Origin of the sequence: Streptomyces sp. 147326, assembly GCF_045000215.1 — a bacterium.
Lineage (GTDB): Bacteria > Actinomycetota > Actinomycetes > Streptomycetales > Streptomycetaceae > Streptomyces.
The window spans coordinates 6,264,617-6,284,153 of the sequence record NZ_CP134201.1; the positions used below are offsets into that span (position 1 = coordinate 6,264,617).

Here is a 19,537-nt window from a genome sequence, read left to right on the forward strand (position 1 = left end):
CTGACGGGCAGGACAGGGTCGGTGGACCTGGTTGAGGTCCGCGACGACTGTAAATCGCTGATCGATGATCGATCAAATAAAAGTGACAAAGAAACGTCCATCTGACGAAAGTCGGCACCGCGTGCCAGTAAGAAAGGCACGCGGTGCCGGTCAAATGAGGGTGAAACGGGCGGACCGTTATCGGATCACGCCCTCGGAGCGCACCCCAGGACGTGCCGCTTCACCAGCAGACCGATGTCCGGATCCTGACTGCGGAACGCCTCGACGAGGGCCTCGTGCTCCTCGGCGTACGACTTCTGGACGGTTCCCAGCCAGCGGATGGACAGGGCCGTGAACACCTCGATGCCCAGGCTCTCCCAGGTGTGCAGCAGCACGCTGTTCCCGGCCGCCCGGACCATCGCCCGGTGGAACCCGACGGTGTGCCGCACCTGCGCGGTCCCGTCCTCGGTGCGGTCGGCCTCCCACAGGGCCGCCACGTGCGGCTCCAGCGCCGAGCAGTCGGCCGCCAGCCGCGGCGCCGCCAGCTCGGCCGCGATCTGCTCCAGACCGGCCCGGACCGGGTAGATCTCCTCCAGGTCGGCCGCGGAGAGGTTCCGTACGCGCACGCCCTTGTTCGGCGCCGACTCGATCAGCCGCAGGGTCTCCAGCTCGCGCAGGGCCTCCCGTACGGGGGTCTGGCTGACCTCCAGCTCCACGGCGATCCGACGCTCGACGATCCGCTCCCCGGGCTTCCAGCGCCCGCTGACGATCCCCTCCACGATGTGCTCGCGGATCTGCTCGCGCAGCGAGTGCACGACGGGTGGGGTGATCATCGGCGGTTCATCTCCTGGGTGCGGGTGCACGGGTGGTCCGGGGCTGATGGGTAGACAATACGGCGGAGCAGGCCGAGGCGATGCGCTCCCGGTCAGGGACGCCGGGTGAGGCTGGTTACAGGAAACCGCCGAGGGCGCTGCTGATGAGGGCGCCCAGTTCGGCCGCGTGCCCCGCCCGCAGGGGGATCAGCTCGGCCAGCTCCGCGACGGCCGCCTCGCGCTCGGCCGGCGTGGGCGTGGGCGAGGGGATGTGGCCTTGCCGCCGCCCCGCCAGCACGTGCGCGGTCCTGAGATGGACACCGGCCATGAACCCCTGCCCGTGCACGCACTCCTCCAGCGCGCACAGAGCCACCAGCACGTCGAAGTCCGGCTCCGCGACGGCCAGCTCGCGCCGCCACCGCTGCCGGAGCGCGTCCGGGTCCGCGACACAGGCGTAGGCGGCGGAGATCCCCGTGTCCGCCGCCAGGACGAGGAGGGCCTGGTGCACGCGCTCCGAGTCCGACGCACCCGGGGCGCCGACGGAGCCGGGCGTCCGCGCCCGTGCGAGGTCCGCCGCGTGGGCCGTCAGGTACGCGCGGGACTCCTCCCACGTCGGCAGCGCCATCCAGTGCTCCAGCCGCTCGCGGACCAGGTGCGGTCCGAAGGCCGCCGCGGCGCCGGACCGCGCCGCCTCGCGGGCGACGGCCAGGTACAGCCCCGCCGTCCCGTCCGCCAGCGCCAGTTCCTCCAGGGCGAGCCCGGCGTGCGGCGTCGAGAGCAGCGCGGCGTACTCCTCCCACACGGCGCGGGCCGTCGCCCAGTCGGCGCTCGCCACCCACCCCCCGGCGAGATCGACCAGCTCCTGCCGCACCGGCAGCCACGGCGGGACCGCACCTCCCAGAAGCCCGACGACGAGTGGCCGGTACGCGCGCAGCCGCTGCCGCGCGTACAGCGTCGGGCGGTTCTCCGGGTCGCCGGCCGGATGACGCGGCGAGGCGAGCGCCAGCAGCGTGCGCACCCCCGGCTCGGCATCGGGCGACGCGAGCTGGAACGACCCGCGCTGGCAGGTCAGCCACGCGGCGCCCGGCACCCCGGTGAGCGCCGCCTCGGCCCGCAGATGGGCGCCGACCACCTCCTCCGGGGGCGCGAACACGCCGAGGAGTCCCAGCGCCTCGGCCAGCTGGCCCAGATGCGATGCCGGATCCTCCACGGCCGGGGCGAGTGCGACTTCCGCCCCCTCCCGGACCGCGGCCAGCGCCCCCGCCGTGTCCCCGGCCGCCGCCCGGAACGCGCCCAGCGCGCACAGCCGCGCGGGAAGTGCGGCCCGGTACGAGGCCGGCCCGTCCGCGGCGAGGGCGCGGTTGAGCTCCACGGCCTCCGTGGCGGCGTCCAGGGCGACCCGCGTCGCTCCGACCGCCGCCGCCTGGTCGGCCAGCCGGGCCAGTGCCTCGGCCAGGAGGGCGCGTTGGGTGCCCGGATTGTCCCGGACCAGGCGGCGCAGCAACTCCACGGCCTCGGTGCCGGCCGCGAGCGCCTCCTCGCGTTCCCCACGCTGCCCCAGCAGCGTGCCGAGGCTGGTCAGGGTCCGGGCCAGGCCTTCCGTATGGGCGGCGGGATGCCGCCCGACGAGGACCCGGTAGACCCCGAGCGCCTCCCTGGCCGCCGCCAGGGCGGCCTCCGGATCGGCGACGGACAGCTGCACGCACTGGTTCATCACCGTCCCGGCGAGCTGCGGGAGATGGGCGTCCGGGTCGTCCCGGGCCAGGGACCGGGCCAGCGCCACCGCTTCCGCCCCGGCGGCGAGCGCCCCGGCGGAGTCGCCGAGTCGCGACCGTATGATCGCGAGGTTGCCCAGCGCGAGGGTGAGGCCCGGAAGGTGCTTGGCCGGGGAGCGCGCCGCGAGTTCCCGGCTGTCGCGCACGGCCTCCTCGCAGGTGGCCGCCGCCTCCCCGAGCCGTCCCGCCGCGCACAGGTGGGCGGCGAGGCTCGCCGACAGCCGGGTGAGCATCTCACCGTGCGCGAGGGGGTCGCGATCCGCCAGGTCCCGGCAGATCCCCACGGCCTCCGTGATGGTGGTCAGAGCCCCGTCCACGTCGCCGACCTTCTCCTGCTCCCGGGCCAGGTTGGCCAGCGACCTCATGAGCAGGTCGGGTGCCGGGTGGCGGCCGCCGCCGCTGGTGCGCAACAGTCCGACGGCCGCGGTGCAGGACGCCAGAGCCCCCCTCGCGTCCCCCGCGTGAGCCTGCTGGACGCCCAGGTTGCCCAGGGCGCTCGCCAGCCGGATCCGATGGGCGTCCGTGATGCCGCCGGTGAAGTCCCCCAGCACATCGACGGCCCGGCGGCCCTCCGCCACCGCCCCCTGGAGGTCCCGCACCTCGCCCAGCAGCTGGGAATGGCCGATGAGCGCGTCCGCCAGACTCTCCCGGTGCGCGGCGGGGGCGTCCCGGGCGAGTGCCTCGTACAGTTCCACGGCGCGCGCGCACGTCCGGATCCCTTCCCGGGGGTCCGTCGGGCCCCGCCGGGTACCCAGGGTGACCAGGGCCCGGGCCAGATGCTCCGTGTGGGACTCGGGAGTCTCCCCGGCGAGTACCTCATAGATCCGCACGGCTTCGGCGGCGGTCTCCAGCGCCGCCCCGGTGTCGCCGGTCGCCGAGGTGTACAGGGAGAGGTTGTGCAGCGACATGGCCAGCTCCGCCCGGTGCGCGCCCGAGGCGCCGACCAGCCGCCGGTGCAGGGCCACCGCCTCGGCGGTGGAGGCCACCGCGCCCGGGCCGTCGTCCGCCGCGTCCTGGCAGATCGCCAGGTGGTTCAGGGCCGTCAGCAGCCGGCTGAGGTGGGCCTGCGGATCCTCCCGCACCAGAACGCGCAGGATCTCCACGGCCTCCCGGACGGACGGCAGCGCGTCCGCCTCCTGCCCGAAGTGCTGGAGCACGTCCCACAGGCCCATGAGCGTCCAGGCCAGCAGCGGGCGGAACACCCCGCCGCGGCTGCCGGCCAGCGTCCGCAGGGTGACCGGGCCCTGCTCCCCGGCCAGCACCGCGGACGCCGGGATCGAGCCCAGCAGATACGGATTGGGGGCCCCGGAATCCTCCGGCAGCAGCCCGATCAGTGTGTTCAGCACCCGCAAGGAGGTCTTCGCCGTGTCGTCCGGGTCCTCGTCCGGCCCCATCAGCCAGGCCGCGAACTCCCGGTGGTACAGCCGGTACACGGCCTGCGTCCCGTCGCTGTCCTCCACCACGTACCGGCCGTAGGCGTTCAGCACCCAGTCGACGTCCTGCGGGCCGTACGAGGTCCCGGACGGGCTCAGCGCCGAGGCCACCGCCTCCCAGATCCCCCGGGCCGGGATGCCGTTCCCCTCGCTCCACGCGAGCGCCGTCAGCAGGTCCCGCGCCCGCGCCGGGTCCGGCCCCCCGGCGAGGTCAGCCGTGAACCCCGCGGCGATCGACACCGGCAGGGCGTCCTTCCAGCCGTCCGCCCCGGAGGCGGCGAAGCGGCGGCTCAGCGCGCCCACCGCCAGCCCGGCGAACAGGAACCCGCCCGCGTCGCCCACCGCCCGGTCCGCCACGGCGTCCGCCGCGTCCGCGGCGTGCTCCCCGGGCACGCCCTCCGCCAGCAGCCGCAGCCGGGCGTACTCGCGGATGTCCTCGGCGGTGCCGGGCTCCTCGTCCAGGTCGGCGGTCGTGGCCCGCGTGTCCAGCAGACGGGTGACCGCCCGGCCGAGCGACTCGCCCGGCTCGGCCCCCGGCCGGAACGGCCGGTCCCGTGAGCCCAGCAGCACCAGTGCCATCCGGCTCAGTGGAGCCAGCAGCTCGTCGACGATCTGCGCCGCCTGCTCCGGCGCGGCCTCGTCCAGGCCGTCGACGACCAGCACCGGCCGGCGTCCCTCCCGCTCGATGTCGGCGATCAGCGCGGACGGCGCCGCCGGGGGATCCAGGTGCAGCTGCGCGGCGAGCGAGTCCGCGAGCTGGCGCACCGTGAGACCCCGGACGTGGACCGAGGCCGCCACCCTGCGCACGCCCGGGTCGGGATCGCCTCGGCGCAGCGCGCCGTGCGCGATGACATCGGCCCGGTAGCGCTCCGAGGACAGGGTCGAGATCCGGCCCAGCACGGCGGACTTGCCGCTGCCCGCACTGCCCGTGACCAGGAACAGCCCCGGCTCCCCGGCCTCCAGCCAGGCCACGATCGCGGCGAGCACCCGCCGTCGCCCGGTGAAGAACCAGCCCTCCTCGACCCGCTCCGCCCCGCGCGCGGCCCGCACCAGGTGTTCCACCAGCTCGGCCTCGGCCGCGGGCAGCACCCGGGGATTGGGGAACATGGGCCCGTCCCGGCCCAGCGTCACGGCCAGCGGCTGCTGCCCGGCATCCGCCGGCCACTCCTCCTGTACGGCGTCCAGCACGGCCGCCCCGGTGACCTCCCGGTTGCGGCGGCTCCACTCGTGCCGGTACCCGCCCGCGTCCGGCCCGTCGCGCAGCACCCGGGTCACCGCGTCCACGAGCAGGCCGGCGCCGTCGGCCGTCTCCTGCGGGCGGCAGCTCGCCACCACCCCGAACCAGGCCGCCCGGCCCGGCGGCAGACTCCGTTTCGCGTGGACCAGGAACGCCTTGCGCAGCGACTCCAGCACCCCCGCCCCCGCGTGGCAGGTGTCGATCAGCACCAGCAACCGGTCCGCTCCGCATTCCAGTGCGGCGGAGGTCAGTCGCCGTGCCGAGTACGTCTCCTCCTCGTCGTGGGCCCGCCGGGTGTCGCGGACGATCAGGTGCAGCTCCTCCGCGTGTACCTCTCCGTGCCCTGACCACACCACCACGGCCGGGCCGTGCGTGCCGCCGTCCGCCCAGCCGTCCCGCCAGCGCGCCACGGGGGCGCCGAGCTCCGCCCGGCCGGGATCGGTCACCACGGTGGGGGTGAACCCGTACCCCGCCAGCAGGTCGCACAAGTCCCGCAGCTGCCGGGTCGCACCGGTCAAAGGCCGGAACTCCGGACTCTCGTACCGCTCGACGACCACGCCGAGGACGGTCCCCCCGCCGTCGCGCTCCTCGGCGCTCACCCCTCGCTCACCACCGTCAGGGCCGTCACGGCGGACCCCGGGTGCCCCACCGCGTGGACGATCAGCCGGTGGGCGCCCGGCGGCGGGGCGGGGAACACCGTGCGGTAGTGACCGCCGCCGAGGTTGGCCAGCGAGCGGGAGCGCGACGGACCGCCGGCGGCGGGGCGCAGCTCGGCGGTCAGCAGCAGGTCCTCGTGCCCGTCGGCCCGGACGCGCACCTCGTACGGCTCGCCGCACTCGGCGAGCGGGAGCGCGGTGACCCCGAGCGCCGGCGCGGTTCGTTCGCCGTCCCTGCGGAACGGCGGCTCGCGGTCCAGCAGGCCGTACAGGGCGTCCCGTACGCCGCGGTTGTTGTGCAGCGAGCCGTGCTGCTCACACGGGGTGTGGCCCTCCGCCACGGCGTACCCCGTACGGTCGGCGGCCGCTGGCCGGGCGGCCAGCCGCGGCACGGTCCCGTCGCCGCTCTCGGCCTCCGTCACCAGCAGACCGCCGGTGAATTCGGCAACGGCCGCCGTCGGCTGGCGGATGCCGGCCAGGCAGACCAGGCCCTCGGCCGGGGCGGCGGCCCGCAGGTCGGCGTGGAAGCGGGCGGCGTCCGCCAGCAGCTCGGGGTCGGGCCCGGGCAGGCCGGGGAGGTCGGCCGGGTGGACGAGGCCGCCGGGGGTACGCACGCAGGCGTAGTCGGGCGCGAGCTGGTGCAGGGAGGGCAGACTGCGGGCCAGGGCCGTCAGGTCCAGCCGGAGCGGTCCCCAGCCTTTGCGCAGCCCGTTGACCAGGTTGGTCAGGGCGTCCAGGGAACCGCGGTGCGGGGTGCCGAGGGTGATCACGCGGCGCGTGGTCTCACGCCCGCCGAGGCGTTCGACGTAGTGCCGGGCGACCAGACCGCCCATGGAGTGGCACAGGAGGATCACGCGGGCGTCGGCGTGCTCGGGGGACGCGGCGCGCAGCCGCTCCAGCCCCTCCTCGACGCGCCGCTTGAGCAGCGCGGCGTTGTAGCGGCACGACAGCCGCCAGTCGTACGGGAAGTCCAGCAGGGTCTCGCCCGGGGTGAGCCCGAAGGTCCTGGCCAGCCAAGCCATCAGGTCGGTGTAGCCCTCGATGGGATGCCAGAAGCCGGGTATGACGTGCACGTCCGGCATGAGACCGGTGGGCCGGATCCCGTCGCCGGGATGTCCGTCGCCGAGGCCGCCGGGTAACGCCAGAGCCTTGAGCGAGCCGCCCAGGGTGCTGATGGCCCGCGACAGCGTGCGGCCCTTCAGGTCCCAGACCGGCCTCCCGTCCGCATCCGCCAGCCGGCTCCCCATGATGCCGGGCACCACCACGACCAGGTCCATGCTCACGCCCCCCTGCGTCCCACCCCGCTCTGCCGGAACAACCACGGTAGGGGCGGGAAGACGACGGCGCCCCCGTCCGGGGAAAATTCCGGGCGGGGGCGCCGTGGTGCGACAGCTGCTGCTGTGCGGTGAGCCTTACAGGCCGAGCTCGACCTCGAACTCGCCGGCCTCGAGGATCGCCTTGACGGCCGAGAGGTACCGGGCCGCGTCCGCGCCGTCCACCAGGCGGTGGTCGTAGGACAGGGTCAGGTACGTCATGTCGCGGATGCCGATGTTGGTGCCCTCGGCGGTCTCGATGACCACCGGGCGCTTCACCGTGGCACCGATGCCCAGGATGGCGACCTGGTTCGGGGGCACGATGACCGTGTCGAACAGCGCACCGCGCGAGCCGGTGTTGCTGATGGTGAAGGTCGCGCCCGACAGCTCGTCCGGCGTGATCTTGTTGCCGCGGACCTTGGCGGCCAGGTCGGCGGTCGCCTTGGAGATGCCCGCCAGGTTGAGGTCACCGGCACCCTTGATGACCGGGGTCATCAGGCCCTTCTCGGAGTCCACGGCGATGCCGATGTTCTCCGAGTCGAAGTAGGTGATGGTGCCCTCGTCCTCGTTGATCCGGGCGTTGACGACCGCGTGGGCCTTCAGCGCCTGGGCAGCGGCCTTGACGAAGAACGGCATCGGCGAGAGCTTGACGCCCTCACGGGCCAGGAACGCGCCCTTGGCCTTCTCGCGCAGCTTCATGATCTTGGTGATGTCCACCTCGACCACGGAGCTGAGCTGAGCCTGCGAGTGCAGGGCCTTCATCATGTTGTCGCCGATGACCTTGCGCATGCGGGTCATCTTGACCGTCTGACCGCGCAGCTCGGAGACCGCGGCGGCCGGAGCCTTGGCGGCCGGAGCGGCAGCGGACGGCGCCGGGGCGGCGGCAGCGGCCTTGGCGGCCTCGGCGGCGGCCAGGACGTCCTGCTTGCGGATGCGGCCCCCGACACCGGTGCCCGAGACCGTGGACAGGTTGACGCCGGACTCCGAGGCGAGCTTGCGCACCAGCGGGGTCACGTACGCGCCCTCGTCACCGGCGGAGACAGGGCCCCCGGCAGTCACAGCGGGAGCGGCCGGAGCCACCGGGGCTGCCGGGGCCGGAGCGGCGGCCGGGGCCGGAGCGGCCACGGGAGCCGGAGCGGCCACAGGAGCCGGAGCGGCCACGGGAGCCGGAGCGGCGACCGGGGCGGCAGCGGCGGGGGCGGCCACGGCCGGAGCCGGGGCAGCGGCGGCCGGGGCCGCCGCGGGGGCCGGGGCCGCCGCGGGGGCGGCACCGGCGGCACCGATGACGGCCAGAACGGCGCCGACCTCGGCGGTCTCGTCCTCGCCGATCCGGATCTCCAGCAGCGTGCCGGAGACCGGCGCGGGGATCTCGGTGTCGACCTTGTCCGTGGAGACCTCGAGCAGCGGCTCGTCGGCCTCGACGGACTCGCCGACCTGCTTCAGCCAGCGGGTGACGGTGCCCTCGGTGACGGACTCGCCCAGGGCGGGGAGCACGACATCGGTGCCGGACGCGGCGGGCGCGGCGGCAGCGGGCGCCTCGGCGGCCGGAGCCGGGGCCGCGGGGGCCTCGGCGACGGGGGCCGGAGCGGCGACGGGGGCGGGCTCGGCGGCCGGAGCCGCGGCCGGGGCGCCGGAGCCGTCGTCGATGACGGCCAGCTCGGCGCCGACCTCGACGGTCTCGTCCTCGGCGACCTTGATGGAGGCCAGGATGCCGGAGACGGGCGACGGGATCTCGGTGTCGACCTTGTCGGTCGACACCTCGAGCAGCGGCTCGTCGGCCTCGACGCGCTCGCCCTCGGCCTTCAGCCAGCGGGTGACAGTGCCCTCGGTGACGCTCTCACCGAGCGCCGGAAGGGTTACGGAAACCGACATGGTTTCAGTTGCTCCTAACGAATGTGCGGAAGTGGTCGTCGCGCCCGTGACGATTAGTCGTGGGAGTGAAGCGGCTTGCCGGCCAGGGCCAGGTGGGCCTCGCCGAGCGCCTCGTTCTGGGTCGGGTGCGCGTGGATGAGCTGCGCGACCTCGGCCGGCAGAGCCTCCCAGTTGTAGATCAGCTGGGCCTCGCCGACCTGCTCGCCCATCCGGTCACCGACCATGTGGACGCCGACCACGGCACCGTCCTTGACCTGGACGAGCTTGATCTCGCCCGCGGTCTTCAGGATCTTGCTCTTGCCGTTGCCCGCCAGGTTGTACTTCAGGGCCACGACCTTGTCCGCGCCGTAGATCTCCTTGGCCTTGGCCTCGGTGATGCCGACGGAAGCGACCTCGGGGTGGCAGTAGGTGACGCGCGGGACACCGTCGTAGTCGATCGGGACGGTCTTGAGACCGGCCAGACGCTCCGCGACCAGGATGCCCTCGGCGAAGCCGACGTGCGCGAGCTGGAGGGTCGGGACGAGGTCACCGACGGCCGAGATGGTCGGCACGTTGGTCTGCATGTACTCGTCGACCAGGACGTAGCCGCGGTCCATCGCGACGCCCTGCTCCTCGTAGCCCAGGCCCTGCGAGACCGGTCCGCGGCCGACCGCGACCAGGAGCACCTCGGCCTCGAAGGTCTTGCCGTCGGCCAGCGTCACGCGGACGCCGTTCTCCGTGTACTCGGCCTTGTCGAAGAAGGTGCCGAGGTTGAACTTGATGCCGCGCTTGCGGAAGGCGCGCTCCAGCAGCTTGGAGCTGTTCTCGTCCTCGACCGGCACGAGGTGCTTGAGGCCCTCGATGACGGTGACGTCCGAGCCGAAGGACTTCCACGCCGAGGCGAACTCGACGCCGATGACGCCGCCGCCCAGGACGATCGCGGACTCGGGCACGCGGTCCAGGACCAGCGCGTGGTCCGAGGAGATGATGCGGTTGCCGTCGATGTTCAGGCCCGGCAGCGACTTCGGCACGGAGCCGGTCGCCAGCAGGATGTGGCGGCCCTGGATGCGCTGGCCGTTCACGTCGACGGAAGTCGGGGAGGAGAGGCGGCCCTCTCCCTCGATGTAGGTCACCTTGCGGGAGGCGACCAGGCCCTGCAGGCCCTTGTACAGGCCCGAGATGACCTCGTCCTTGTACTTCTGGACACCCGCGATGTCGATGCCCTCGAAAGAGGCCTTGACACCGAACTGGGCGGCTTCACGAGCCTGGTCCGCGATCTCGCCCGCGTGCAGCAGAGCCTTCGTGGGGATGCAGCCGTTGTGCAGGCAGGTGCCACCGAGCTTGTTCTTCTCGATCAGGGCAACGTCCAGACCCAGCTGGGATGCGCGCAGCGCCGCGGCGTAACCGCCACTGCCACCGCCGAGGATCACTAGGTCGAAAACGGTGCTGGCGTCGTTCGCCACGTCACGTCCTCCATGCATGTGCGCCGGGCACCGGTCCTCTGTGACCGGGCGGCGGCTGGTAATCGGCCGCTTGTTTCTTCGGCCCTGTGGTGGGGGCCCTGTCCTGCCGAGAACCCATCTTCGCATTTGTCGGGGGAACGCGGGACGCCGGGCCCGGACTGTGGACGGAGCTTCTGTCGGAGGTGAGGGTTACCGATGCGTAGAAACGTACGGTTCCCCGGCGTTTCGCCATAAGCCGAACGCACCCCGGGCCCTGACCGGCGCCCGGGGTGCGTCACGTCTCACATCCGGGCCGTCAGCCCAGGTCGCCCGTGGCGGTGCGCTCGGCCAGCCGCACCAGGGTGCGCACGGCCGAGCCGGTGCCGCCCTTGGGGGTGTAGCCGTGCGGCGCGCCCTCGTGGAAGGCCGGGCCGGCGATGTCGAGGTGGGCCCAGGTGATGCCCTCGCCGACGAACTCCTGCAGGAAGAGGCCGGCCACCAGGCCGCCGCCCATGCGGACACCCATGTTCGCGATGTCGGCGGTGGGGGAGTCCATGGTCTTGCGCAGCTCCGCGGGGAGCGGCATCGGCCAGGAGGACTCGCCGACCTCCTCGGCGATCTCGTGGATCGACGTGCGGAAGGCGTCGTCGTTCGCCATGATCCCGAAGGTGCGGTCGCCGAGGGCGAGCACCATGGCGCCGGTCAGGGTGGCGACGTCGACGATCGCGTCCGGGGCGTCCTCGGAGGCCTTGGTCAGCGCGTCGCCGAGGACCAGACGGCCCTCGGCGTCCGTGTTGAGGACCTCGACGGTCTTGCCGCTGTACATGCGCAGGACGTCACCCGGCTTGGTGGCGGAGCCGGACGGCATGTTCTCGGCGAGCGCGAGCCAGCCGGTGACGTTGACCCGCAGGCCCAGCTTCGCGGCCGCGACGACGGAGGCGAAGACGGCGGCGGCGCCGGCCATGTCGCACTTCATCGTCTCGTTGTGGCCGGCCGGCTTCAGGGAGATGCCGCCCGAGTCGTAGGTGATGCCCTTGCCGACGAAGGCCAGGGTCTTCTCCGCCTTCGGGTGCGTGTAGGTGAGCTTCACCAGGCGCGGCAGGTTCTCGGAGCCCTTGCCGACGCCCATGATGCCGCCGTAGCCGCCCTTGACCAGGGCCTTCTCGTCCAGCACCTGGACCTTGATGCCGTTCTCCTTCGCGGCCGCGGAGGCGACCGCGGCGAAGGCCTCGGGGGTCAGGTCGTTCGGCGGGGTGTTCACCAGGTCACGGGCGACGTTGACCTCGGTCGCGACGACAGCGGCGCGCTCGGCGGCGGCCTTGTGCTCCTTGTCGCGGGGCTTGGCGCCCAGCAGGGCCACCTCGGCGAGCGGCTGCTTCGGAGCGGAGTCCTTGCCGTTGCCGTTCTTCTTCTCGCCGCCCTGGTAGGCGGTGAACGCGTACGCGCCCAGCAGCGCGCCCTCGGCGACGGCGGTGACGGCCGAGGCGTCCTCCAGCGGGAGGGCGAAGCCGGCCTTCTTGCTGCCGTGCAGCGCGCGGGCGGCGGCGCCGGCGGCGCGGCGAAGCACCTCCTCGTCGAACGACTCGTCCTTCTCCGGGACGGAGCCGAGCCCCACCGCCAGCACGACCGGGACCTTGAGGCCTGCCGGAGCCGGCAGCTTGGTGATCTCGCCTTCGGCGCCCGAGGCGCCGAGCGCTTCGAGGACGCCGGCGAGCTTACCGTCGTACGCCTTGTCCACGGCCTCGGCGCCGGCGGCCACCATCGGGCCCTTGGGGCCCTTCGCGACGCCGACGACGAGGGCGTCGGCGCGGAGCGTCGCCGCGCCGGCAGTGCTGAGAGTCAGAGCAGTCACGGTGGTGAAGTCTCGCTTCCGTTTGTGTGTGTGGGCCGAGTGGGTGGACGGCCATCCGTAGCGATCGTAATTCGGGCCCGACGGCCGCCAGAAATGAGCCTACGCGTACGGGCTCGCCCGCACGCCACTCGAAGGTTTGGCAAGTTGTTCGATCAAGGGGCCGCCAGGTTCACCCATCCGTGGACTCTGCTCCAGGTTTGCCTCGTAGACCTGACGAGGTCCGAGAGACTCGGTCCACTCTCGCAAGGGGACGCGGGGTTCCTTTGCATGATTTCCACAGAGCCTCCCCGGCCCGGCCGTCCGCCATGGGCCGTGTCGAGGGATGCCTGCGGGGGGAAAGGCCGAAATGGTCAACAAGAACCGGATGAACAGGCTCGCCGCCGTCATGGCCGCCGCAGCCCTGGTGTCCGTGGCAGTACCCGCCGCGACCGCTCAGGCGGCCGAGGCACCGCGGATCGACCTGAAGGTGCTCGTCGTCGACGACGGCGGCAGCTCGGTCCAGGCGGTCACCGCGGAACTCCGGGACACCGGAGTCCCGTACACCCGCGTCGAGCTGGGCAGCGCGAGCCGCCCGGTCATCAACGCGGCGTTCCTCAGCGACACGCTCGACGGCCGGCCGCGCGCCAAGTACCAGGGCGTCGTCCTGCCCAACGAGAACCCCTTCGGCGAGGGCTCGGCAGAGATGGCCGCGCTCGCCGCGTACGAGACGACGTACGGGATCCGCCAGGTCGACGCCTACACCTGGTCGCACCCGGGCGTCGGGCTGGAGTACACCGACAACGGCGGCTACAGCGGCCAGCTCGACGGCACCCAGGCCGCGGTCACCCCGGCCGGCAAGGCGGGGCCCTTCGCCTACCTCGGCGGACAGGTCACCTTCGAGGACAACTCCGCCCTCGTCCCCGAGAGCTTCGGGTTCATGGGCAAGCCGCGCCCCGGCTACACCAGCTACCTCGACGCCCCCGTTGGCTCCGGGCGGGCCTCGCTCGTCGGCCAGTACAGCCACGACGGGCGCAACGAACTGGTCGTCACCTTCGGCTACAACCAGTACCAGCAGCAGTTCCGGCTGCTGGCCCGCGGCATCGTCGACTGGCTCACCCAGGGGGTCCACCTCGGCCAGAGCCGCAACTACTTCGCGGTCCACGTCGACGACGTCTTCGCCCCCGACGCCCGCTGGAACAAGGAGCTCAACTGCACGCCGGGCGACTACGCCTGCGCGGGCGGGGAGGGCAAGGAGAGCACCGTCCGGATGAGCGCCGCCGACGCCGTGTACGCGGCGCAGTGGCAGACGTCCAAGAACTTCAAGCTCGACATGCTCTTCAACGGGGGCGCCGGCGAGGAGTGGAAGGCCGAGAACGGCGGGGTCGACGCCCTGACCGCCCAGCTCGTCGCCGACCGGGCCAAGTACCGCTGGATGAACCACACCTACACCCACCCGTTCCTCGGCTGCGTCCAGAACACCGCCGTCGTCCCCTGGACGTGCACGAAGAACGCGCAGGGCGCCGTCCAGTACATGAGCCGCGCCGACATCGCCGCCCAGATCCGCGACAACAACAACTGGGCCGCCTCCAAGGGCATCACCACCGACAGGACCGAGCTCGTCACCGGCGAGCACTCCGGTCTCAAGACCGCGCCGCAGCAGCCCGTGGACAACCCCAACCTGGCCGGCGCCCTCGCCGACACCGGGGTCAAGTGGGCCGGCAGCGACAACTCCCGCGAGCCCGCCCAGCGGGCGGTCGGCGCGGCCCTCACCGTCCCCCGGCACCCGATGAACGTGTACTACAACACGGGCACCAACGCCGAGATGGCCGACGAGTACAACTGGATCTACACCAGCCGCGCCGCCGGCGGCAGCGGCGCCTGCGAGGACAACCCGGGGACCTCCACCTGTCTGCCGGCCGCGCTCGACGTCAACACCGGCTACCTCCAGTACATCGTCCCGCAGGAGGCCCGGACCGCCCTGCGCCACGTACTGGCCAACGACCCCCGCCCGCACTACGTCCACCAGGCCAACCTGGCCGAGGACCGGACCCTCTACCCCGTGCTCAACCAGGTCCTCGACACCTACCGCACCCTCTACGCGCCCAGCGCGCCGATCGTCAACCAGTCCATGAAGGACACCGGCGTCGAGCTCCAGCGCCGCGCCGCCTGGGACAAGGCGCTCGCGGACGGCAAGGTCACCGCCTACCGCATCGGCACCACCGTCACCGTCAAGGCGCCGTCCGGGGTCGTCGCCCCGGTCACCGCCCCCACCGGGACGAAGAAGCAGATGCTGCTCGGCACCGCCGACTTCGGCACCGCCTACGCCGGCAGCCGCTCCGCCTGGGCCGCTCCGGAACTGCTCCAGAACGCCGTCACGCTCAAGCTGCCCAGCTGACCGTTCGTCACGCTCACGCTGCCCGGCCGACCGTCCGTCACGCTCACGCCGCTCAGCTGACCGTCCGTCCCGCAAGCCGTCACGAGTAACACCCAGCGCCGGCGCTCCGCACACCCACGGGCGCCGGCCCCTTTTCCGTCCTGGGGGGACACACCGTATGAGTCATGGGCGTCACGTCACCATGCTCACCGAAGGCACCTACCCGCACGTCCACGGGGGCGTCAGCACCTGGTGCGATCAACTGGTCCGCGGCATGCCGGAGGTCGACTTCAACGTCATAGCCCTGACCGGCTCCGGACGCGAGCCGGTCACCTGGGAGCTGCCGCGCAACGTCTACCGGCACACCGCCGTCCCGCTCTGGGGTCCTCCCCCCGGACGCGGCCGGCGTTCGGCCCTGCGCGGCAAGGCCCACCGCCGCTTCACCGAGGTCTACGAGACCTTCCTGCTCTCCCTGCTCGATCCCGCGGGAGGCTCCGCCCGGCACGGATTCTCCGCGGCCCTGCGCGAACTCGCCGTCCTCGCCCGGGCCGGAAAACTGGCCCCGGCCCTGCGCTCAGAAACGGTCCTGCGGCTGCTGATGACCGTATGGACCCGTCCCGGCCTCACCACCGCCGCGGCCGAGCCCACCATCCACGACGCGCTCACCGCCACCGACCTGCTGGAACACGCGCTGCGCCCGCTCGGCGTACGCATCCCGCCCGACAGCGTGGCCCACGCCGTCAGCAGCGGCCTCGCCACCCTCCCGGCCCTCGCCGCCAAACACATCGACGGGGTCCCCTTCCTGCTCACCGAGCACGGCATCTACCTGCGCGAGCGCTACCTCGGCTACCGCAGCGCCGGACAGCGCTGGCCCGTCAAGGCGCTCATGCTCGGCTTCTACCGCGAGCTCAACACCGAGGGCTACCGGCAGGCCGACCTGATCACCCCGTGCAACCAGTACAACCGCCGCTGGGAGGAGCGCGGAGGCGCCGATACCGAGCGCATCCGCACCGTCTACAACGGCGTCGACCCGCACGCCTTCCCCGAGGCCGGCCCCGAACCGGACGTGCCCACCCTCAGCTGGTGCGGCCGCATCGACCCCATCAAGGACCTCGAAACCCTCATCCGGGCCTACGCCTTCATGCGCGAGGAGCTGCCCGCCCTGCGGCTGCGCCTCTTCGGGCCGGTCCCGGCCGGCTGCGAGGCGTACAAGCTCCGGCTGGAGGAGCTCGCCGCCGAACTCGGGGTGAGCGACGGGATCACGTACGAGGGCCGCATCGAGCAGGTGGCCCAGGCCTACGCGGCCGGCCACATCGTGATGCTCTCCAGCATCAGCGAGGGCTTCCCCTTCAGCATCATCGAGGCCATGTCCTGCGGACGCACCACCGTCTCCACCGATGTCGGCGGGGTCCGCGAGGCCGTCGGCGACACCGGCCTGGTCGTCCCGCCGCGCGAGCCCGAGACCATGGCCCGCGCCACCCTCGCCCTGCTCCGCGACGACGAACGCCGTGCCGAGCTCGGCCGGCTGGCCCGCAAACGGGTGGTGGAGAAGTTCACCCTCCACCAGTCCGTGGACGGCTTCCGGCACATCTACCGGGAACTCGCCGGCCAGCCCGTGCTGCCCGTCCACGCCGGCGACAGCTGGACCCAGCGGCTCGCCGACCCCTGGTACCGCGAACTCGCCGCCGACGGGAGCCTGTGGTGAGCGGATCCCTCTGGCTCAAGCCGCCCGGCGCGGGCCCCGGCGCCGACACGCTCCCGGCCGTCCCGCGCCCGCGCCGCGACGGCCCCGGCCCGGCCGCCGACCCGATGGACGAACTCGCCGAACGCCTCGGCGTGTTCATCTCCGCCGCCGTCCACCCCGACGAGATCGCCGCCATCCTCGAATCCGACGGCATGACGGACGAACACATCCGGCTCGCCTACGGCCGGCACGACTCCTTCAGCCTCGCCGAGGAGCTCTACGTCCGGGTCCCCCGCGCCTTCCCGGACCCGGGCGCCGCCCCCGACCCCTGGAAGGTCTCCCTCACCGCCTGCCTGCTGCGCGGGGTCATCTTCGCCCTGCCCGGCCTCGCCTACCTCCTCGGCGCGCCCCTCCTCGAAGGCCCGCAGGACCGGCTCGGCCTGCCCGCCGGGACGCTCACCCTGCTCGCCGGGGCGCTCATCGGCTGGGTCTGGGACCAGACCCTGTCCCACCGGGCCTACTCCTGGCTCGGCCTCGGCGACCGGGCCGCCGCCGGGCGCACCCTGCTCATCGGCGCCCCCGCCGGATCCCTGCTCGGCACCGCCGCCGCGCTGGCCGTGCCCGGCGGGCCGCCGTTCTCGTACGCCTTCGCCGCCGGACAGGCCCTCTACGTCGGGGCCGCCACCGTCCTGCTGGTCCTCGGACGGGAGCGGGTGCTGCTCGTCGCACTCGGCCCGATGGCGGTCGGGGCGCTGCTCGTGCTCTTCGTCGACCTGCCCGTGCCGGTACGGGTCACCCTCCTCGTGGTGTCCCTGGTGGCCGCCTGCACCCTGGCCGTACGGGAACTCCCGCTGGCCGACGGGATACGGGCCGCCGTGCTCCGGATCCGCGGCTGGGCGGTGCGCCGGCCCGGCAAGGGCCCGGTGCGCTGGCAGATGCTGCGCGGAGCCGAGGAGGAACTCGCGGCCCGCGGGCCCCGGCTCGGGGACTCCGTGCCGTACGGGGTCTTCGGCCTCGGCACCGGCCTGCTCGTGCTGTACGCCGCCCTCGGGGAGGTGCTCGCCGGCGGCCCCGCCGAAGCGGTCGCCGCCCCCTCGGCGGTGGCCCTCACCCTCAGCATGGGTCCCGCCGAATGGCTGCTCCACCGCTTCCGCAGCGGCAGCCTCTCCGGGCTCCAGGGAGCCCGCTCGCCCGGCGCCTTCCGCCAGCGGATGCTCGGCACGCTGGCCCGGTGCCTCGCCGTCTACCTGGCGGTGCTGCTGCTCCTCGGCCTGACCGGAACCCTCCTGTGGCCCGGCGCCCCCGGCCTCACCGGAGTCCGGGTCGCCACCCTGCTGCTGCTCGGGGCGGTGATGTGGACCGGGCTGCTCCTGCAGTCCTTCGGAGCGGTCCGGCCCGCCGCCGCGGTCTGCGCCTCGGCCGCCGTCGCCCAGAGCCTGGCCCTGCTGACCGGGCTGGGCCAGCCCCGGGCCGTCCAGCTGGTGGTGGCGGGCACCGCCGCCGCCGTCCTGGCCGCGCTGGTCTGCCTGCTCCTCGGCCGCGCCACCGCCCACCGATGACGTACGACACGTACGAGACGCAGGAGAAGAAGGACCCCATGCTGCTGGTGCCCCTCTACGAGCACCCCGCCGACCGGCCCGAGGCCTGGGAGCGGCTCATCCACTCCGCCGGCCGGCTGCACTCGGTGGTGCTCAACCCCGACAGCGGGCCGGGCGCCGCCCCCGACGAGCGGTTCGCCCTCGTCGCCGAGCGGCTGCGCGAGGCCGGGGTACCCGTCCTCGGGTACGCCGACACCGACTACGGGCGGCGCCCGCACGCCGAGGTGGTGCAGGACCTGCTGCGCCACCGCGACTGGTACGCCACCGACGGGGCCTTCCTCGACCAGGCCTCCGCCGACCCGGAACTCCTCCCGCACTACGGGCGGCTCGCGGTCGCGGCGCGGGCCGCGGGCGCCCGCACCCTCGTCCTCAACCACGGGGTCCACCCGCATCCCGGCTACGCCGAACTCGCGGACCTGCTCGTCACCTTCGAGGGCCCCTGGGACGCCTACCGGGACGCGGCCGCCGTACCGCCCTGGACCGCGGACCATCCCGCCCAGCGGTTCTGCCACCTCGTGTACGCGGTCCCGCCGGGCGCGCCCGCCGCCGAACTCGCCGAGGAGCGGCGGGCGGGCGTGCACTGCGCGGTCCCCGGCACCGGCGCACACCCGTGGGGGACCCTCCCGTACGCCCTGGAGGCGGCGGGATGAAACGGCTCGGAGTCCTGCTGCTCCTGCCGTTGCTCCTCCTCGCGGCCTGTACCGCGGAGCCGCCGGACGGCGGCGAGGACGAGCCGCACCTGTGGCCCGACCAGGCGCCCGGGGAGCTCTGGCGGCCCCCGCCGGGCGTCGGCTGGCAGTGGCAGCTCACGGGGAAGCTCGACACCTCGGTGAAGGCGCCCGTGTACGACGTCGACGGGTTCACCACCACCAAGGAGCAGGTCACAGCCCTGAAGAAGGCCGGCCGCAAGACCATCTGCTACCTCTCCACCGGCGCCTGGGAGGACTTCCGCCCCGACGCGGAGGCGTTCCCGAAGGACCTGCTCGGCAAGGGCAACGGCTGGGAGGGGGAACGCTGGCTGGACATCCGCCGCGTGGCCGAGCTGGAACCGCTGATGGCCAAACGGTTCGACATGTGCCGGGACAAGGGCTTCGACGCGGTCGAGCCGGACAACATGGACGCCTACCGCAACACGTCCGGCTTCCCGCTCACCGCCGAGGACCAGCTGCGCTACAACCGGCTGATCGCGAAGCTGGCGCACGACCGGGGGATGGCGGTCGGCCTCAAGAACGACCTGGACCAGATCCCGGAGCTCGTCGGCGAGTTCGACTTCGCGGTGAACGAGCAGTGCGCGGAATATAGCGAGTGCGAGAGGCTGACCCCCTTCATCGAAGCGGGCAAGGCCGTCTTCCACGTGGAGTACGAACTCCCGACGAGCCGCTTCTGCGCACGCTCGCGCGAACTGAAACTGAGCTCCTTGCAGAAGCACTACGACCTCGACGCCTGGCGCCGCACTTGCCACTAGCCCGGCCAAAATCAGCCCCCGGCGAGGCTGGATCTGCCCGGCCAAGGCTGGATTTTCCGCCGAGCGGGAGGGGTGCGGGCGTAGCCC

General features: G+C 73.1%; 11 protein-coding genes. 5 read left to right on the forward strand and 6 right to left on the reverse strand.

Annotated features, from left to right (window positions below; genetic code table 11):
• Window positions 1-185: 185 nt before the first annotated feature.
• The 6 genes from RIU97_RS28730 to RIU97_RS28755 form a co-directional block, all read right to left on the reverse strand.
• On the reverse strand, window positions 186-809 hold the full coding sequence (locus RIU97_RS28730) for a GntR family transcriptional regulator (RefSeq protein ID WP_404962973.1): 624 nt from the start codon (window positions 807-809) through the stop codon (window positions 186-188).
• Between the two features lie 118 nt (window positions 810-927).
• Window positions 928-5,835 (reverse strand): AAA family ATPase, encoded by a 4,908-nt coding sequence (locus tag RIU97_RS28735; RefSeq protein ID WP_404960475.1) that lies wholly within the window; start codon window positions 5,833-5,835, stop codon window positions 928-930.
• Window positions 5,832-7,169: an esterase/lipase family protein gene (locus RIU97_RS28740; protein ID WP_404962974.1), complete on the reverse strand. Its 1,338-nt coding sequence runs from the start codon at window positions 7,167-7,169 to the stop codon at window positions 5,832-5,834. The genes RIU97_RS28735 and RIU97_RS28740 overlap by 4 nt, the downstream gene beginning before the upstream one ends.
• A 135-nt stretch (window positions 7,170-7,304) precedes the next feature.
• Window positions 7,305-9,077 carry a 2-oxoglutarate dehydrogenase, E2 component, dihydrolipoamide succinyltransferase gene (gene sucB, locus RIU97_RS28745; RefSeq protein WP_404960476.1) on the reverse strand — a complete coding sequence of 591 codons (1,773 nt, stop codon included), beginning with the start codon at window positions 9,075-9,077 and terminating at the stop codon, window positions 7,305-7,307.
• A gap of 53 nt (window positions 9,078-9,130) precedes the next feature.
• Window positions 9,131-10,519, reverse strand: a complete 1,389-nt coding sequence (lpdA, locus tag RIU97_RS28750; protein ID WP_404960477.1) for a dihydrolipoyl dehydrogenase — start codon at window positions 10,517-10,519, stop codon at window positions 9,131-9,133.
• A 295-nt stretch (window positions 10,520-10,814) separates the two neighbouring features.
• Window positions 10,815-12,350 carry a leucyl aminopeptidase gene (locus RIU97_RS28755; protein ID WP_404960478.1) on the reverse strand — a complete coding sequence of 512 codons (1,536 nt, stop codon included), beginning with the start codon at window positions 12,348-12,350 and terminating at the stop codon, window positions 10,815-10,817.
• A 346-nt stretch (window positions 12,351-12,696) separates the two neighbouring features.
• Between RIU97_RS28755 and RIU97_RS28760 the strand changes: the two genes are divergently transcribed.
• From RIU97_RS28760 to RIU97_RS28780, 5 genes are all read left to right on the forward strand, one after another.
• Window positions 12,697-14,724, forward strand: coding sequence for a hypothetical protein (locus RIU97_RS28760; protein WP_404960479.1), 2,028 nt, complete (start codon window positions 12,697-12,699; stop codon window positions 14,722-14,724).
• A 157-nt stretch (window positions 14,725-14,881) separates the two neighbouring features.
• Window positions 14,882-16,408 carry a GT4 family glycosyltransferase PelF gene (pelF, locus tag RIU97_RS28765; RefSeq protein WP_404960480.1) on the forward strand — a complete coding sequence of 509 codons (1,527 nt, stop codon included), beginning with the start codon at window positions 14,882-14,884 and terminating at the stop codon, window positions 16,406-16,408.
• Window positions 16,405-17,946 (forward strand): hypothetical protein, encoded by a 1,542-nt coding sequence (locus RIU97_RS28770; protein WP_404960481.1) that lies wholly within the window; start codon window positions 16,405-16,407, stop codon window positions 17,944-17,946. Before pelF ends, RIU97_RS28770 begins: the two co-directional genes overlap by 4 nt.
• The gene (locus RIU97_RS28775) at window positions 17,943-18,635 is read left to right on the forward strand and encodes a spherulation-specific family 4 protein (RefSeq protein WP_404960482.1); all 693 of its coding nucleotides are present in this window, start codon (window positions 17,943-17,945) and stop codon (window positions 18,633-18,635) included. Before RIU97_RS28770 ends, RIU97_RS28775 begins: the two co-directional genes overlap by 4 nt.
• Entirely contained in the window at window positions 18,632-19,450 is an 819-nt protein-coding gene (locus RIU97_RS28780) for an endo alpha-1,4 polygalactosaminidase (protein ID WP_404960483.1), read from the forward strand. Before RIU97_RS28775 ends, RIU97_RS28780 begins: the two co-directional genes overlap by 4 nt.
• The last annotated feature ends 87 nt before the right edge of the window (window positions 19,451-19,537 follow it).

What these genes read in the sequence shown, in the direction of transcription:
- RIU97_RS28740 (WP_404962974.1), bottom strand. Translation starts at nt 7,169, where the DNA reads ATGGACCTGGTCGTGGTGGTGCCCGGCATCATGGGGAGCCGGCTGGCG.
- sucB (WP_404960476.1), bottom strand. Translation starts at nt 9,077, where the DNA reads ATGTCGGTTTCCGTAACCCTTCCGGCGCTCGGTGAGAGCGTCACCGAG.
- RIU97_RS28760 (WP_404960479.1), top strand. Translation starts at nt 12,697, where the DNA reads ATGGTCAACAAGAACCGGATGAACAGGCTCGCCGCCGTCATGGCCGCC.
- pelF (WP_404960480.1), top strand. Translation starts at nt 14,882, where the DNA reads ATGAGTCATGGGCGTCACGTCACCATGCTCACCGAAGGCACCTACCCG.
- RIU97_RS28775 (WP_404960482.1), top strand. Translation starts at nt 17,943, where the DNA reads ATGACGTACGACACGTACGAGACGCAGGAGAAGAAGGACCCCATGCTG.
- RIU97_RS28780 (WP_404960483.1), top strand. Translation starts at nt 18,632, where the DNA reads ATGAAACGGCTCGGAGTCCTGCTGCTCCTGCCGTTGCTCCTCCTCGCG.